General features: G+C 65.5%; 15 protein-coding genes and 1 tRNA gene. 7 read left to right on the top strand and 9 right to left on the bottom strand.

Annotated features, from left to right (window positions below; translation table 11 throughout):
- Positions 1-216: 216 nt before the first annotated feature.
- A complete protein-coding gene (locus tag ABID37_RS10335) occupies positions 217-924 on the top strand; it encodes an SDR family NAD(P)-dependent oxidoreductase (protein WP_354194339.1) in 708 nt (235 codons plus the stop codon).
- 119 nt (positions 925-1,043) lie between these two features.
- On the opposite strand, the gene rpsA is transcribed toward ABID37_RS10335, so the two are convergent.
- The 3 genes from rpsA to aroA form a co-directional block, all read right to left on the bottom strand.
- Positions 1,044-2,741, bottom strand: a complete 1,698-nt coding sequence (gene rpsA / locus ABID37_RS10330; protein ID WP_354194337.1) for a 30S ribosomal protein S1 — start codon at positions 2,739-2,741, stop codon at positions 1,044-1,046.
- Between the two features lie 196 nt (positions 2,742-2,937).
- Entirely contained in the window at positions 2,938-3,603 is a 666-nt protein-coding gene (gene cmk / locus ABID37_RS10325) for a (d)CMP kinase (protein WP_354194335.1), read from the bottom strand.
- A complete protein-coding gene (gene aroA, locus ABID37_RS10320) occupies positions 3,603-4,964 on the bottom strand; it encodes a 3-phosphoshikimate 1-carboxyvinyltransferase (protein WP_354194333.1) in 1,362 nt (453 codons plus the stop codon). The genes cmk and aroA overlap by 1 nt, the downstream gene beginning before the upstream one ends.
- Positions 4,965-5,159: 195 nt before the next feature.
- On the opposite strand from aroA, the gene ABID37_RS10315 reads away from it, so the two are divergent.
- From ABID37_RS10315 to ABID37_RS10300, 4 genes are all read left to right on the top strand, one after another.
- The gene (locus ABID37_RS10315) at positions 5,160-5,546 is read left to right on the top strand and encodes a TIGR02300 family protein (protein WP_354194331.1); all 387 of its coding nucleotides are present in this window, start codon (positions 5,160-5,162) and stop codon (positions 5,544-5,546) included.
- A 157-nt stretch (positions 5,547-5,703) separates the two neighbouring features.
- A tRNA-Ala gene (locus ABID37_RS10310) sits at positions 5,704-5,779 on the top strand.
- 425 nt (positions 5,780-6,204) lie between these two features.
- Positions 6,205-6,414 (top strand): cold-shock protein, encoded by a 210-nt coding sequence (locus tag ABID37_RS10305; RefSeq protein ID WP_354194329.1) that lies wholly within the window; start codon positions 6,205-6,207, stop codon positions 6,412-6,414.
- Positions 6,415-6,550: 136 nt separating this feature from the next.
- Positions 6,551-6,778, top strand: a complete 228-nt coding sequence (locus ABID37_RS10300; RefSeq protein ID WP_354194327.1) for a hypothetical protein — start codon at positions 6,551-6,553, stop codon at positions 6,776-6,778.
- A gap of 208 nt (positions 6,779-6,986) precedes the next feature.
- Here the strand turns inward: ABID37_RS10300 and ABID37_RS10295 are convergent, their stop codons facing one another.
- From ABID37_RS10295 to maiA, 3 genes are all read right to left on the bottom strand, one after another.
- Positions 6,987-9,530, bottom strand: coding sequence for a DNA translocase FtsK (locus ABID37_RS10295; RefSeq protein WP_354194325.1), 2,544 nt, complete (start codon positions 9,528-9,530; stop codon positions 6,987-6,989).
- Between the two features lie 153 nt (positions 9,531-9,683).
- Positions 9,684-9,932 carry a YdeI/OmpD-associated family protein gene (locus ABID37_RS10290; RefSeq protein WP_354194323.1) on the bottom strand — a complete coding sequence of 83 codons (249 nt, stop codon included), beginning with the start codon at positions 9,930-9,932 and terminating at the stop codon, positions 9,684-9,686.
- A 52-nt stretch (positions 9,933-9,984) separates the two neighbouring features.
- The gene (gene maiA / locus ABID37_RS10285) at positions 9,985-10,680 is read right to left on the bottom strand and encodes a maleylacetoacetate isomerase (protein WP_354194321.1); all 696 of its coding nucleotides are present in this window, start codon (positions 10,678-10,680) and stop codon (positions 9,985-9,987) included.
- Positions 10,681-10,880: 200 nt separating this feature from the next.
- On the opposite strand from maiA, the gene ABID37_RS10280 reads away from it, so the two are divergent.
- Complete coding sequence (locus ABID37_RS10280; protein ID WP_354194319.1) at positions 10,881-12,026, top strand: GGDEF domain-containing protein; 1,146 nt, start codon at positions 10,881-10,883, stop codon at positions 12,024-12,026.
- 84 nt (positions 12,027-12,110) lie between these two features.
- Positions 12,111-12,440, top strand: coding sequence for a hypothetical protein (locus ABID37_RS10275; protein ID WP_354194317.1), 330 nt, complete (start codon positions 12,111-12,113; stop codon positions 12,438-12,440).
- A 24-nt stretch (positions 12,441-12,464) separates the two neighbouring features.
- Here ABID37_RS10275 and hisG read toward each other — a convergent pair whose 3' ends face one another.
- From hisG to hisS, 3 genes are read right to left on the bottom strand one after another with little or no spacing between them, the layout of a single operon-like run.
- A complete protein-coding gene (gene hisG, locus ABID37_RS10270; RefSeq protein WP_354194315.1) occupies positions 12,465-13,178 on the bottom strand; it encodes an ATP phosphoribosyltransferase in 714 nt (237 codons plus the stop codon).
- Positions 13,175-14,299 (bottom strand): ATP phosphoribosyltransferase regulatory subunit, encoded by a 1,125-nt coding sequence (locus tag ABID37_RS10265; protein WP_354194313.1) that lies wholly within the window; start codon positions 14,297-14,299, stop codon positions 13,175-13,177. Before ABID37_RS10265 ends, hisG begins: the two co-directional genes overlap by 4 nt.
- 13 nt (positions 14,300-14,312) lie before the next feature.
- Entirely contained in the window at positions 14,313-15,818 is a 1,506-nt protein-coding gene (hisS, locus tag ABID37_RS10260; protein ID WP_354194310.1) for a histidine--tRNA ligase, read from the bottom strand.
- Positions 15,819-16,102 lie beyond the last annotated feature (284 nt).

Here is a 16,102-nt window from a genome sequence, read left to right as displayed (position 1 = left end):
TGCGGAGGCGCTCCTAACGCCTCAAGCGGTCTTCACGGTCAAATGAAATAAAGTTGAGCTACATTTCAAGTTTCCGGAGGGTGACAGTCCGTCACCGAAAAACGCAAGGCCGCCATGCGAAAAGGCAAGGCAGGTTCACGGAAATAGCATTTGAGTGGCACTCCAAAACGGGCCACGGTGGAGGGATATGCCAGGGTGAGGAGTGATCTATCGCTGATGACGAAAGCTTTTGACGGCAAGCATATCATCGTAACCGGCGGAACCGGCGCACTGGGCAGCGTCGTCGTCGGGAGACTGGTCGAACAAGGCGCCATATGCCACGTGCCCAATACCCATGCGGAACCGCCGCCGCATTTTCCCCATGCAGACCATCCCAATGTCCGGCTCAGCCACAACATCTATCTGGCCGACGTGCGGACCGTGGACGCCTATTATGCGGACGTGCCCGAACTGTGGGCCTCGATCCATCTCGCCGGCGGTTTTGCCGCCGCTCCCCTCGACAAGACCGAAGCGGCCTCGTTCGAGGAGCTTCTCGAAACCAACATCCACACCGCCTTCTTCTGCTGCCGGGCGGCGCTGCGCGCCATGCTCGCCAGCGGCACGGCCGGGCGCATCGTCAATGTCGCCGCCCGCCCGGGGCTCGACCCGCGGCGCGGCGCGGGCATGGTCGCCTACGCGACGAGCAAGGCGGCCGTGGCGGCCATGACCGTGGCTCTGGCCGAGGAGGTCAAGGCCAAGGGCATCCTGGCCAATGCCATCGCGCCGTCGACGCTCGACACGCCGGCCAACCGCGAGGCCATGCCGGATGCCGATTTCACCCGCTGGGTGAGCCTGGAGGCGGCGGCCGAGACGATCGCCTATCTGGCGTCGCCCGCCAATCAGGCGATGAGCGGGGCGCTGGTGCCGCTCTATGGCAGGGCCTGACGGGCCGGCTACGCGAGCTCTGCTTTACCGACCAAAAAAACCCGCCGGATCGCTCCGGCGGGTTTTTTGTTCCTGTCGGCCGCGCCGTGGAAACGGCGCGGCCGAATGGCGGAAGCTGCTTAGCTGCCCTGCTTCTTGAGCGCGGCGCCCAGAATGTCGCCCAGCGAAGCGCCGGAGTCGGTCGAACCGTACTGCGCGACGGCTTCCTTCTCCTCGGCGATTTCCAGCGCCTTGATCGACACCTGAACCTTGCGGTTCTTCTTGTCGTAGAGGATGACGCGGGCATCGACCTTCTGGCCGACGGTGAAGCGCTCGGGGCGCTGCTCGTCGCGGTCACGCGACAGGTCGGAGCGCTTGATGAAGGTCTCCAGGCCGCTTTCGACCAGACGAACGTCCAGACCGCCATCCTTCACGCCGATGACCTCGCAGGTCACCACGGCATTCTTGCGCAGTTCGCCGGAAGCGGCGGCGTCGCCGGCCGCGTCACGCGAAAGCTGCTTGATGCCGAGCGAGATGCGCTCCTTGTCGATGTCGACGTCGAGCACCTGGGCCTTGACCATGTCGCCACGGTTGTACTCCTCGATGACCTGCTCGCCCGGACGGTTCCAGTCGAGGTCGGAGAGGTGGACCATGCCGTCGACATCGCCCTCGAGGCCGATGAACAGGCCGAACTCGGTCTTGTTCTTGACCTCGCCCTCGACTTCCGAACCAACCGGATGGTTGCGGGCGAAAGCTTCCCACGGGTTCTCAAGCGTCTGCTTGAGGCCGAGCGAGATGCGGCGCTTGGCCGGATCGACCTCGAGCACCACCACGTCCACCTGCTGCGAGGTCGACAGGATCTTGCCGGGGTGCACGTTCTTCTTCGTCCACGACATTTCCGAAACGTGGATGAGGCCCTCTATGCCCGGCTCCAGCTCGACGAACGCGCCGTAGTCGGTGATGTTGGTGACGGTGCCGGTGATCTTCTTGCCGATCGGGAACTTGGTACCGATGTCGGACCACGGATCGCTCTCGAGTTGCTTCATGCCCAGCGAGATGCGGTGCGTCTCCTGGTTGATGCGGATGATCTGCACCTTGACCGTCTGGCCGATGTTGAGGATTTCGGTCGGATGGTTCACGCGGCGCCATGCCATGTCGGTGACGTGCAGCAGGCCATCGATGCCGCCGAGGTCGACGAACGCACCGTAGTCGGTGATGTTCTTGACCACGCCCTCGACCACCTGACCCTCTTCGAGGTTCTGGACGATCTCGGAGCGCTGCTCGGCACGGCTCTCTTCAAGCACGGTGCGGCGCGAAACGACGATGTTGCCGCGGCGCTTGTCCATCTTGAGGATTTCGAAGGGCTGCGGGTTGTGCATGAGCGGGGTGACGTCGCGGATCGGACGGATGTCGACCTGCGAACGCGGCAGGAAGGCCACGGCGCCGTCCAGATCGACGGTGAAGCCGCCCTTGACCTGGTTGAAGATGACGCCCTCGACGCGCTCGCCCTTGGAGAACTTCTCCTCGAGGCGGACCCAGCTTTCCTCGCGGCGAGCCTTCTCGCGCGACAGCATGGCCTCGCCCAGCGCGTTCTCGATGCGCTCGACATAGACCTCGACGGTGTCGCCGACCTTCAGCGTGCCGTCCTTGGCCTTGGCGCCGAATTCCTTCAGCGGAACGCGGCCCTCGACCTTCAGGCCGACGTCGATGATGGCCATGTCCTTCTCGATGGCGGTGACGATACCGCGCACGACCTGGCCTTCACCGGCGTGACCGTCGGCAAAGGATTCTTCGAGCATGCTCGCGAAATCGTCGCGAGTAGGGTTTGAAACTGACATATGTTCTCCTGAAATGCCTCTCGTGAAGGAGGCGGCGCCGTGGGTTCGCGTTGCGTTTGCCTGACCGACATTCCGGACCCTTCGGGCCCAGACCGCCAAGGGGCGGTCGGAAATACGGCGCGTGGAGTGCCGGCAGGCGGTTTCAGTCCGGTGCCGAGCGGGGATTTCTCAGGCGAATGCGCCGATCAAGTCCCGCTCAGGCTTCGCTTCCTGTCGCCACTATATCATCAACGATGGTTCTGGCGGCAAGAAACGCGGCTTCTATATCCATTTCGCTGGTGTCGAGCAAGTGCGCATCGGCAGCCGGGCGCAAGGGCGAATCGGCGCGGCCCATGTCGCGCTCGTCGCGGCGCTCGATATCGGCAAGGATGGTGGCGAAGTCGCCGGTGCCGTCCTTGGCCTCGATCTCGGCCAGCCGGCGCCGCGCCCGCACCTCGGCGCTGGCGGTGACATAGAGCTTCACCGTGGCATGCGGGCACACCACGGTGCCGATGTCGCGCCCGTCGAGCACCGCGCCGGAGGGCTGCGCGGCGAAGGCGCGCTGCTTGTCGACCAGTATGCGCCGCACCTCCGCAATGACGGCGACCTTGGAGGCCGCCTCGCCCACGGCGTGGGCCGAAAGCGCGGTGCGGTCGAGCCGGCTCAGATCGACGAGGTTGGCGGCTTCCACCGCGTGCGGCATATCGCCGAGCGGCCAGCCCTTCGTGAGCAGCATGTGCGCCACCGCCCTGTAGGTGAGGCCGGTGTCGAGATGCGGCAGGTGGTAATAATCGGCCAGCCGCCGCGCCAGCGTGCCCTTGCCGGACGCCGCCGGCCCGTCGATGGCGATGACCAGGGGAGAAGCGGCGAGCGGGGTGGCCATCACGCCGGCCCGTCCGACGCCTCGATCTGCGCACCCAGCCCCGCCATGAGGTCCATGAATTCGGGGAAGCTGGTGGCGATCATCGCCTTGTCGTCGATCGTCACGGGATGCTCGCTGGCCAGCCCCATGACGAGGAAGCTCATGGCGATGCGATGGTCGAGATGGGTCTTCACCGCCTCGCCGCCGCCCAGCCCCTTGCCTTCGGCCACGCCGCGCACGGCAAGCGTCGCCTCGCCCTCGGTGCAATCGACGCCGTTGAGCTTGAGGCCGGCGGCGACCGCAGCCAGCCGGTCGCTTTCCTTGACGCGCAGCTCTTCCAGCCCCTGCATCAGCGTCTCGCCCTCGGCGAAGGCGGCAGCGACGGCCAGCACCGGATATTCGTCGATCATCGACGGCGCGCGCTCGGCCGGCACCGTCACGCCCTTCAGTTGCGAATGGCGCACGCGCAGGTCCGCGACGTCCTCGCCGCCCTCGTTGCGCGGGTTCTGCACCTCGATATCGGCGCCCATTTCCTGCAAGGTGAGGATCAGGCCGGTGCGGGTCGGGTTCATCAGCACGTTGCGGATGACGATGTCGGAGCCGGGCACGATCAGCGCGGCGACCAGCGGGAAGGCGGCCGAGGACGGGTCGCCGGGCACGCGAATCGTCTGGCCGGCGAGCCTGCCCTGCCCCTCGATGAAGATATGGCGCACACCGCGCTCGTCGGTCTCGACATTGATGCTGGCGCCGAAGCCCTTGAGCATCTTTTCGGTGTGGTCGCGGGTCATCACCGGCTCGATGACGGTGGTGATGCCGGGCGTGTTGAGCGCCGCCAGAAGCACGGCCGACTTCACCTGCGCGGAAGCCATCGGCACGCGATAGGTGATCGGTGCGGCATGCCTGGGGCCGCGCAACGTCAGCGGCATGCGGTCGCCGGGGGCCGCGGAAAGCACCTGCACGCCCATCTGGCGCAGCGGGTCGAGCACCCGCCCCATCGGCCGCGATTGCAGCGAGGCGTCGCCGATGAAGGTGGTCTCCATGTCATAGGTGCCGACCAGGCCCATGGTGAGGCGCGAGCCGGTGCCGGCATTGCCGAAATCGAGCGGACCTTCGGGCTGCAGCAGCGCGCCGTTGCCGGTGCCGCGGATGATCCACTCGTCGCCCGCCTTCTCGATATGGGCGCCCATCGCCTTCATCGCCTCGCCGGTGCGCAGCACGTCCTCACCTTCCAGCAGGCCGGTGATGCGCGTCTCGCCGGAGGCCAGCCCGCCGAACATGAAGGAGCGGTGCGAGATCGATTTGTCGCCGGGCACGCGCGCCTCGCCCTTGAGCGGAGACGAACGGCGTGCGATGGCCGGTTGCGGGGCGGCGGTATGCGACATGACTATTCCTCTTGCGAAGATCCCGGTTGGCGGGCAGTTTCAAAGGCAGCGCGGCGGTCTCGTATCACGACCCGCAGCGACGGTCATCCCCCTCGGCACAGTGGCGGAAAGCTCGTTTTCCCTTGGCAGCATTTGGCTTTGACAGGCTTGCAGGGAGCCGTTAAGGGGACCAGACTTTTTTCGACGAGGCTTGCCGTGGCTAAACCCGAACTTGGCACAAAACGTATCGACCCGGAAACGGGCCAGAAATTCTACGACCTGAACAAGGATCCGATCGTCTCGCCCTATACGGGCAAGACCTATCCGCGTTCCTATTTCGAGGACAGCAAGTCTTCCATCATCGAGGATGAGGACGAGACCGCCGAGAAGGAACTGGACAACGAGGACGAAGGCGCCGAGCTGGTGTCCCTCGAAGAAGCCGACGACGAGGCGAAGGGTGACGACCTGCCGGATCTCGGCGACGACGACGATGTCGATCTGGGCGACGACGACGACGACACCTTCCTTGCCGACGAAGAGGAAGGCGACGACGACGTTGCCGACATGATCGGCGTCGGTGACGACGAGGAAGACGAAATCTGATCCGTCCCCCTGCCGCGATTTTTTATGTGCGCGGCATGAAAAAGCGGCCAAAGAGGCTTGCTATTGACGACGGGCGGCGCTAGAAGCCGCCCACATCGGGACGGCGACGCGCCGACCCGATCACCTCACCGGAAACGGTGCCCGTAAAACCGGGTGTGGGGCCATAGCTCAGCTGGGAGAGCGCCTGCATGGCATGCAGGAGGTCAGCGGTTCGATCCCGCTTGGCTCCACCAAATTCTCCAACCGCCTTGATTTCCAAAGCGCCCTGATCCGGCGATTTTCCGCTGTAGCGGTATCCAAAGCGGAGAATCCGCGCCGAAGGCCAGCGTCGCCGCGCTTCACGGCATGGCCGGGACCTTCCGGCTGCGCCATGATCGGATCACGCCTCGTGGCCGGCAAACTTATACCTTCACCGACTATATACAATCAGAGGATTACAGCCCCGAAACGCTGAAAAGCCTTCAGAAATTAAATTCTTTGAGGCAAGCCTTGCAATCAACATGATTGGAATATATGTATTACCATATCGATCTTGCTGACGAACTTTGTTTTCGCGCTTCGGCGTTCTGACGATCTTCTCCTCTCAATTTCGAAAGACTACGGCGTTTGGCACTCGGCCAAGCGGCGACAATCTGTGCCGATTTGAAAGGAAATCGCCATGAACACTGGAACCGTAAAGTTCTTCAATACCACCAAGGGCTTCGGCTTTATCGAACTGGGCAATGGCCAGGCGGACGTGTTTGTCCATATCTCGGCCGTCGAACGCGCCGGCATGCGCTCCATCGTCGAGGGCCAGAAGCTCAGCTTCGACATCGTGAAGGACAATCGCAGCGGCAAGAGCGCCGCCGAGAACCTTCAGGCTGCCTGACGGGATATCGCCTCTGGTCCTTGACCACGGATGTACTGGCACTGGCCATTGAGGCGAAGCGGAGAAGGTCGGGAATTTCCCGGCCTTTTTCATTTGTGCACCCGGCCTTTTTTCGTTTGTGCAAAGGAGTAGCGAAATGGACCACGACGCAGTCAATGCTGTTTTTGTACCGAAGCTCACCCGCATGGAAACCAAGGCGGACATATCGGCCCGCGTCGCCCGCGAGATCATGGACACGGAAGTCGCGCGGCGAAACGCCAAGACGGCGCGCCTGAGAGCTGCCCGTCTGGAACAGGAGGCGGAGGCGGCAACGAACAAGGAAAAGACCTCGCCCCCCCGGCGGGCACAAAAGGTTTCTTCCTAGAGCATGTCGCCCGAAAGTGGGAACCGGTTTCGGGATAACGACACGCGTAAAAACAACAGCTTAAAGCGTAGGCAGCGAATCTGAAAGATCGCGACGCGCTTCAGATTGCCCCTTGGAGCGCCACGCGTCCTTCCGGACGCACAAGGACGATCCGACGCTTTGATCGGACCGAAAGCGGGACCCTGCTTTCGGTCCGATAAGATTTGCGTCAATCGGCGCGGTCGGGACGGCCCATGAGAATCTCGCGCTTGCCGACATGGTTCGGGGCGCCGACCAGCCCTTCCTTTTCCATGCGCTCGACCAGCGAGGCGGCGCGGTTGTAGCCGACGCCGAGGCGGCGCTGGATGTAGGAGGTCGAGCACTTCTTGTCGCGCATCACCACCTTCACCGCCTCCTCGAACAGGCCGTCGCCGTCCTCGGAACCCATGGCGCTCTTGTCGAAGACGGCGCCGTCGTCGGCCTCCGGCTCCTCCTCGTCCTCGTCGGCAGTGACCGTCTCCAGATATTCGGGACGGCCCTGCGTCTTGAGATGTGCGACGACCTGCTCGACCTCGTCGTCGGAGACGAAGGGGCCGTGCACGCGGGCGATGCGGCCGCCGCCGGCCATGTGCAGCATGTCGCCCTGGCCGAGAAGCTGTTCCGCGCCCTGCTCGCCCAGAATGGTGCGGCTGTCGATCTTCGACGTCACCTGGAAGGAGATGCGGGTCGGGAAATTGGCCTTGATGGTGCCGGTGATGACGTCCACCGAGGGGCGCTGCGTGGCCATGATCAGGTGGATGCCGGCGGCGCGCGCCATCTGGGCGAGGCGCTGGATGGCCCCTTCGATCTCCTTGCCGGCGACCATCATCAGGTCGGCCATCTCGTCGACGATGACGACGATATAGGGCATCGGCGACAGGTCGATCTCCTGCTCCTCGAACAGCGGCTCGCCGGTGCCCTTCTCGAAGCCGGTCTGCACCTGCATGACCACGGTCTCGCCCTTGTCGCGGGCGGCGGCGGCGCGCTGGTTGTAGCCGTCGATGTTGCGCACGCCGAGCTTCGCCACCTTGCGATAGCGGTCCTCCATCTCGCGCACCGCCCATTTCAGCGCCGTCACCGCCTTCTTGGGATCGGTGACGACGGGGGTCAGAAGATGCGGGATGCCGTCATAGACCGACAGTTCCAGCATCTTGGGATCGACCATGATGAGGCGGCATTCCTCCGGCTTCAGCCGGTAGAGCAGAGACAGGATCATGGTGTTGATGGCGACCGACTTGCCCGAGCCGGTGGTGCCGGCGACCAGCAGATGCGGCATCTTGGCGAGTTCCGCGATCACCGGCTCGCCGCCGATGGTCTTGCCCAGGCACACCGCCAGCTTTGCGCTGCTCTTGCGGAAATCCTGCGATTCGATCATCTCGCGGAAATAGACCGTCTCGCGCGTCTCGTTGGGCAGTTCGATGCCGATGACGTTGCGGCCCGGAACCACGGCGACGCGCGCCGAGATGGCCGACATGGAGCGGGCGATGTCTTCGGCCAGATTGATGACGCGCGAGGACTTCACGCCCGGCGCCGGCTCGAACTCGTAGAGGGTGACGACCGGACCGGGGCGGACATGGATGATCTCGCCCTTGATGCCGAAATCCTCGAGAACGCTCTCAAGCAGGTCGGCATTCTGCTCCAGCCGCTCCTGCGACATGTAGTAACCCTGTCCCTCCGGCGCCTCCTGCAACAATTCCTCGGACGGAAATTCATAGGACTCCCCGGACGAAACCTGCGCCACGCGGCCGGCTTTCGGAAGCCCCGGCGCGCGTGGCGTCGGCGCACGTGGGACAGGCATTGTGATTTCGACCGAGCGGGCCGGGCGGGCGGGCGCCGCTACGGCTTCCGGGGCGGCCGCCACCGAAGCCACCTGCTTTTCCTGCGGCCGGGTTTCCGTCTTGGCGACCGCGGGCTCTACCGCCGCCTGCGCGGCAATGGGCTGCGGCTGCGCCTCGAAGGCCTTGCCGGCCACGGCGCATTCGATGACCCGGTAGAGCGTGGTGATGTCGGCATTGCGCAAGGCGCGCGGATCGACAGGCGCCCGGGCAACGGGGGCGGGCGCGACCACCGGCGGCGTGAACGGCACCGCAGGGCGGGCCGGCGGCGGCACATCGACGGCGTTCCCGGCCGCGAACTCGAAAAAGGCATGGTCCGAAATATAGGCCCAGCGCCGGTTCGGCACGAGGCGCGTTTCAGGGGAGCGAACCGATGCAGGCCGGGCCGGCACGGCGGCCGCTGCCACAGGTCGCTGCGGAGCGGAGTGCGGCGCTTGCGGCCCCCGGGCCACGGCATTGTTCGCCGATGCCGGGACCGCCACGGAAACTGCTTGTTTTACGACGGGCGCGACGACGGGCGCCGGCGTTGCGGGCTCAACAGCCGCCGGCTGCGCGGCAGCCTCGTCCGCCGGCGTGCTGTGCCCGTCATCCTCGTCGCGCAGCTTCCTGATCTCGCGATCCGGCGTGCGGGTGAAGCGCACATTGGGCGCCAGGAAGAAATAGTTCTGCCAGTCGGGACGGGCGAATTCGCCTTCGGTGCCGCCGAAATTCGGGAACACGTCGCCATTGCCCTTCGCCTGCACATAGCTGGTGCCGGTGCGGTGCAGGTCGACCATGCGGGACGCCTGCGCCGGCGGCTGCAGCACCGGTCCGCGCGGCGCCTCGGGTCGCGGCTCAGGAGTGCCGCCCTGCGAAACCATGTCCGAAAAATTGGCCCGGGAAAGACGCATGGATGACATACTTGAGACTCGCCGTTTGACTGCTCCCCAAGCAATAGGAAGCGATGGTTAACAGGTCCTTCCCGAGTCGGCGGGCCATGACGAATATCGGCAGGTTGTCCCCGGTCGCACGCAGCGGCCTGCTGAGCCCACGTCAGCCTTCGGCGGCCTTGATCAGGCGGCCGGCCCGTTCCATTTCATGCGCATATAGACGCCGCCCCGCTCAAGCTCGTCGAGCATCTGGTCGAGCCGCTTCTGCCGCGTGGCCTCCTGCTTGGCCGAATTGATCCACGACAGGTAGTCGTTGCGCTGATAGGCGGGGCGGGCCGCGTATTTGTCCATCAGACCACGAGCCTCCAACGCTTCGCGCACCAGGGTGCTCATCGGTTGCAACGGCCGCTTCAGACGTCCTTCACCGCTCATTCATGCCTCCTCTTACCTGCACCCGATCGGGATTCGACGCCCGGCCTTCACATCAGCCGGCCTGCGGCCTGGCCCTGGCGAAGGCGTCCAGCGCCTCGCATCTTTCCGCCACCTCGACGATGAGGGGAAACGCCGTCAGGTCGGCATCGAAACGGCGGGCGTTGAAGACCTGCGGCACGATGCAGATATCGGCCAGCGTCGGCTGCGCCCCGAGCGCGAAGGTAGCCGCACCGCGCCGCCGTTGCAGGATTCGCTCGACCGCGGTGAAGCCTTCCGCGATCCAGTGCCTGTACCATTGCAGGCGGCGCGCTTCCGGAACCTCCAGTTCCCCACCGAGATAGCTCAGCACCCGCAGATTGTTGAGCGGATGGATGTCGCAGGCGATGGCAAGCGCGATCTCCCGCACATGGGACGCCTGTTCGGGATCGGCGGGGATCAGGCGCGGCCGATCGGGCGTCAGCACATCCAGCCACTCGATCATGGCCAGCGACTGGGTCAGCGAGCCGCCCTCCCAGGCAAAAGCGGGCACAAGGCCGTGCGGGATCGCCTCGCTGAATTCCTCGGCCTTCTGCTCGCCCACCCTTATATCGAGATCGACGGTGCGGGCCGGCACGATGCCCTTCAGGTTGAGGGCGATGCGCACCCGGTAGGCGGCCGAGGAGCGGAAATAATTGTAGAAGGTGAAGGCGGGCAGGCGCCCGGTTCCGGGGGCGTGAAGGTCGACAGGCGCGATCTCGGAAGGGGCCATGGGTGACTTCCAGTGACGTTTCCGGCAAGGTACCAGATCGACCGTGGCCAATTCCAGTGCCCGCACGCGGCGGCATGGAGCGCCTCCGCACAGAATTATTTATAGGTTCCATTCACCTCGTTTGCAGTCGCTCTCCGACAATGCGCTTCGATGTGCTAGAGGTGATGGAATGGGGAGTCGCGGCTAGGGGCGCGGTCGGCATGGGGATGGATTCGGGCACGCTTTTCTTCGCTGCCGGCGTTTGCGCCACCGCACTGGCCCTGACCATGCTGAGCGTATGGCTCCAGAACCGCATGGATCGCTTCCTCATCGGCTGGATGCTGAGCATGGCCCTGCTGGGCAGCGGCGTCGTCATCTATTCGACCATCTCGATCGCCGTCAAACCGGCCTCGGTGATCGGCTTCACCTTGCAGATCATCGGCTTCGTCGCGGTTTACGTGTCCGCCCGGCTGTTCGTCGGCAAACAGACACGGCGGGGCACCATCGCCCTCCTGTGCGCCGGCCTTGCGCTTCCCGTCGCCACGCTCATCGCCATCGACCTCGACGGGATCGGCATCGCCATCTACAATCTGTTCGCGGCCGTGATGCTGGTGATGACTGCGTGGGAATATTGGGGCACGCGCAGCGAATCGCCGGTTTCGATTTCCGGCATCACCCTGCTCTATCTGCTCACCGCCCTGTCCTTCGCCGCCTGCGGCGCGGTGCTGCTCAGCGACGGCAAATGGATGCTGGACGCCCGGCCCAACAACTGGGCCGAGAACTTCAACGCGATCATGTCCATAGCGGGCATAACCGGCATCGGGGCGCTTTCGATCGGCCTCAACCAGGCGCGGGCGGCACGGCGGCACCGGCTGGAGGCGCGAACGGACGCGCTGACGGGAATCCTGAACAGGCGCGCCCTGTTCGACAATTTGGCGATCGACCGAATCAACCCGGGCGACGCGGTGGTCGTCTTCGACCTCGATCGCTTCAAGTCGATAAACGACCAGTACGGCCATCATGCCGGCGACCGGATCCTTTGCCAGTTCGCGCTGGAGCTTCGCAAGAACCTGAGGGACGGCGACCTCGCCGCACGCATGGGCGGTGAGGAATTCGTCCTGCTGATCAGGCGGGCGTCGCTGCCGGCCGCCATCGCCACGGCCGAACGCATCCGGGCCGCCTTCACGGCAAGCTCCCTGCAAGCCGAAAATGGCGCCGTCGCCAGCACCGCAAGCGCGGGCATCGCCATCGCGCTCGCCTCGGACGATGGCTTCGAGAGCGTGTTCCTGCGGGCGGACGCGGCGCTCTACCGGGCCAAGAACAACGGCCGTGACCGGGTGGTGACCGAGCTTCAGGTCGTCGCCTGAGGCAGGGGCAAGTCAGCCCGGCTTTGACAGGACCACCTCCATGCGGCAACTTTTCCGTGCATTCGCAGAGGAGGACGAAACGAGATGCGCATTTCGGCAGTGCTTACGGCCATCGCGGCCACCGCCATGCTCAGCGGCTGCGTCACCGAATCCAGCTACAAGCAGGCGCAGGAGATCGTGCGCGGCAGCCCGGCCATGAAGCGGGACGCGATCGACCGCTGCTACAGCGGCGCCTCGCGCGCCACGCCGGCCCGCAAGGCGCAGATGGCCAAGATCATGAATGTCAGCCCGCGCAGCAATGTGGCGCGCACCTATTGCACGCGCGCCTTCAACGGCATCGCCAGCGGCCGCATCACCTATGAGGATTTCCGCACCAAGAGCCCCCGCTTCATCCGCGTGATCCAGGGTAGATAACCACCGACGAGCGGGCCTTCTGCCTCACGCGGCCGGCGCGCCCACGGCGGCCTCGACGGCGGCGGCGATCTCGCCAATGAGCGTTTCGTCCGCGGCCGGGCGTTGCTTGCGCGAGGACACCAGGCAGGCCTGCGAGCGCAGGATCACCCCGTCGCCCAGCACCTTGAGATGGTTGGCGCGCAGCGTCGAGCCGGTCGAGGTGATGTCGACGATGACATCGGCGGACCCAGCCGCCGGCGCCCCCTCGGTGGCGCCGAGGCTTTCGACGATGCGATAGACCTGAATGCCGTGCTTGCCGGAAAAGAACTGCTGCGTGAGGCGCCAGTATTTGGTGGCGATGCGCAGCCGCCGGCCATGGCGCTGGCGGAAATCGGCGGCCACGTCGTCGAGGTCAGCCATCGTATCGACGTCGAGCCACATGTCCGGCACCGCCACCACCACATCGGCATGGCCGAAGCCGAGCCGCGCCACGATCTCGGCGCGGCTTTCCCAGTCGGCCAGGTTCTCGCGCACCAGATCCTCGCCGGTGACGCCGAGGTCGATGCCGCCGCTGCCGATCTCGCCCGAAATCTCGGAGGCCGACATGAACACGACCTCGATATCGGCGCGCCCCTCGACATGGGCATGATAGCGGCGGTCGTCCTCCGGCAGGCTGACGGCAAGCCCCGCACGCGCCAGAATTTCCAGCGTCTTTTCCTTCAGGCGCCCCTTGGAGGGAATGGCCAGCGTCACGCTCATGCCCGCGCCTCCCTGAGCGCTTCGACCCGGTCGAGCCACACGGAGAAGCCGACGCCGGGGATGGGCTGGCGCGCGCCTAGCAGCGTCAGCAGCCGGTCATAGCGGCCGCCGCCGGCAAGCGGGCGGTCCTCGCCATTTTCGGCGCCGATCTCGAAGACGAGGCCGGTGTAATAGTCGAGCGGACGGCCGAAGGCGGCGTCGTACCGCACCGCATCGGAAGCCAGGCCGTGGCCGGCAATGGCCTCGGCGCGCGCCGCGAACAGGTCGAGCGCCGCGCCAAGCTCCAGCCCGGCCTCGGCGGCAAAGCCGCGCAGCGCGGCCGTCGCCCCGGTAAGCGGCGTGTCGATGGCCAGAAAGGTCTTCAGGGCGGTGAAGGCGTCGTCGGACAGGCGCACGCTGCGCAACTGCACCTTCTCGATCAGCCGGCGGGCGATCTCGGCCGGCGTGCGGCCGGCAGACAGCGGCAGGCCGGCCTGCTCCATGCCCCTGGCGATCTGATCGGCCAGCCCTTCCGCATCGCCGTCGACGGCGAGCAGCGCCACAGGCCCGGCAAGCTGGCCGTTGCGCGGCGGATTGGCGAGATCGGCAAGTGCGGCATCCAGCATGGCATGCGAGCCGAAGGCGCGCGCCAGCCGCATGCGCCAGCCGCGCGGCAGGCCGAGCGCGGCCAGCACCGCCTCGAACACCGACTGGTCGCCGATGGTCACCTTGAGGCCGGCGCCCGGAACGGCCTTCGCCAGCAGTTCATGCGCATCGGCCACCAGCCGCGCATCGGCGCATGCCGTATCCGTGTCGCCAAGGTCTTCGATGCCGGCCTGGAAGAACTCGTTGGACCCGTCGCGATGCTGGCGGAACACCTCGCCGAGATAGCCGTAGCGGCGCGGCGTGCCGGCCTGCGAGGCGATGTGGTCGAGACAGACGGGAATGGTGAATTCCGGCCGCAGGCACAGTGCCTGCCCGGTCTCGCTCTCGGTGAGGAAGATGCGCCGCCGCAGATCCTCGCCGGCAATGTCGAGGAACGGGTCGGCCGGCTGCAAGACGCCGACCTCGACCAGATCGACGCTTTTGGCGACGAACAGCGCCTTTACGTCGCCCACGACGGAAGGGGATCGCGATGTCATCGCCGTTCCTCGCTCATTGGCCGGCCCGGTCGGCCGCCTGCGCATCGAGGATTTTCTTCATCTCGGCGACCAGATCGGCTTCCGGCACGGTGACCTGCGCGGGACGCGCGGCGCGCCATTCGGCATTGTCCGAAATCTCGGCCGACATGCGCGCGCCTTCGATCAGGTCCTTGATCTGGACCTCGCCCTTCGCGCGCTCGTCGCCGCCCTGGATGACGGCCACCGGGCAGCCGCGACGGTCGGCATATTTGAGCTGCGCCTTCATGCCGGCGCCGCCGAGATACATTTCGGCGCGGATGCCGGCCCGGCGCAGATCCGACACCATCTTCTGGTAGCGGCCGAGGCTTTCCGTGTCCTTGTCCATGACCAGCACCACGACCGGCTGGACGACATCGGACATGTCGAGCTTGCCGAGGTTCTTCAGCGCCGTCATCAGGCGCGAAACGCCGATGGAAAAGCCCGTCGCCGGCACCGGCTCGCCACGGAAGCGCGACACCAGCCCGTCATAGCGGCCACCACCACCGACCGAGCCGAAGCGCACGATCCTGCCGTCCTCGTTGGGAATTTCGGCCAGCAGTTCGGCCTCGTAAACGGGGCCGGTGTAATATTCGAGGCCGCGCACCACGGAGGGGTCGATCTTGACGCGGCCGTCATCATAGCCGGCGGCCGCGACCATGGCGCCGATGTCGGCCAGTTCCTGCACGCCGTCCTCGCCGCGCGCCGAGCCGGCGACGGCATCGTGCATGGCGGCCAGCGCGCCGGCAAGGTCGTCGCCGGTCGAGGAGGTCAGGAGCAGCACGCGATCCGCCTGCGCCTCGTCCAGCCCCGCGCCCTTGGTGAAGTCGCCGCTCTCGTCCAGACGGCCCTTGCCGAGCAGGTCGCGCACGCCGTCGGCGCCCACCTTGTCGAGCTTGTCGACGGCGCGCAGCACGGTCAGCCGGCGGCCGGCATTGTCGTCGCCGCCAAGGCCGATGGCCTCCAGCACGCCGTCCAGCACCTTGCGGTTGTTGACGCGGATGACGTAGTCGCCGCGTGCAATGCCCAGCGCTTCCATCACGTCGGCCATCATCATCGCCATCTCGGCATCAGCGGCCACGCCCGGCGTGCCGACCGTATCGGCATCGAACTGCATGAACTGGCGGAAGCGCCCCGGACCCGGCTTCTCGTTGCGGAACACCCAGCCGGCGCGATAGGAGCGGAACGGCTTCGGCAGGCGCTCATAATTCTCGGCCACGAAGCGGGCCATCGGCGCGGTCAGGTCGTAGCGCAGCGACAGCCATTGCTCGTCGTCGTCCTGGAAGGAGAAGACGCCCTCGTTCGGCCGGTCCTGATCGGGCAGGAACTTGCCCAGCGCGTCGGTGTATTCGATCAGCGGCTGGTCAACCGGCTCGAAGCCGTAAAGCTCGTAAACCTCGCGGATCTTCGCCATCATCCGGTCGACGGCGCGGATATCGTCAGCGCTGCGGTCAACAAAGCCGCGCGGCAGACGCGCTTTCATCTTTTCCGGTCGTTCGGCCATGATGGGTACTCGGCGGTTCGGGCATGAAATGGCGTACGGCGGGCTTTCGCCACGCCGCGCGCTGTCCTAACCGATGCCGCCCCGACCGGCAAGGGCGGTTGGTTTCAGGGTCATCGCATATCGGGCACGCAGTTGCGGACAACGTCCTTCATCCTGTTTGCGAACCTGACTTGCTCCGGCAAATACTTAATCGTCATCAACTCTGATGGTTTTGATTGTCTCTGAGCCTTGCGTTGAGGGTTATGATGATCTTTCGCATGGTCGCTGCGATTGCGAGGATCGGT

This window comes from Aquamicrobium terrae, from assembly GCF_040545735.1.
Classification (GTDB): domain Bacteria; phylum Pseudomonadota; class Alphaproteobacteria; order Rhizobiales; family Rhizobiaceae; genus Mesorhizobium; species Mesorhizobium terrae_A.
This window is presented reverse-complemented; position numbering and strand designations above follow the sequence as displayed.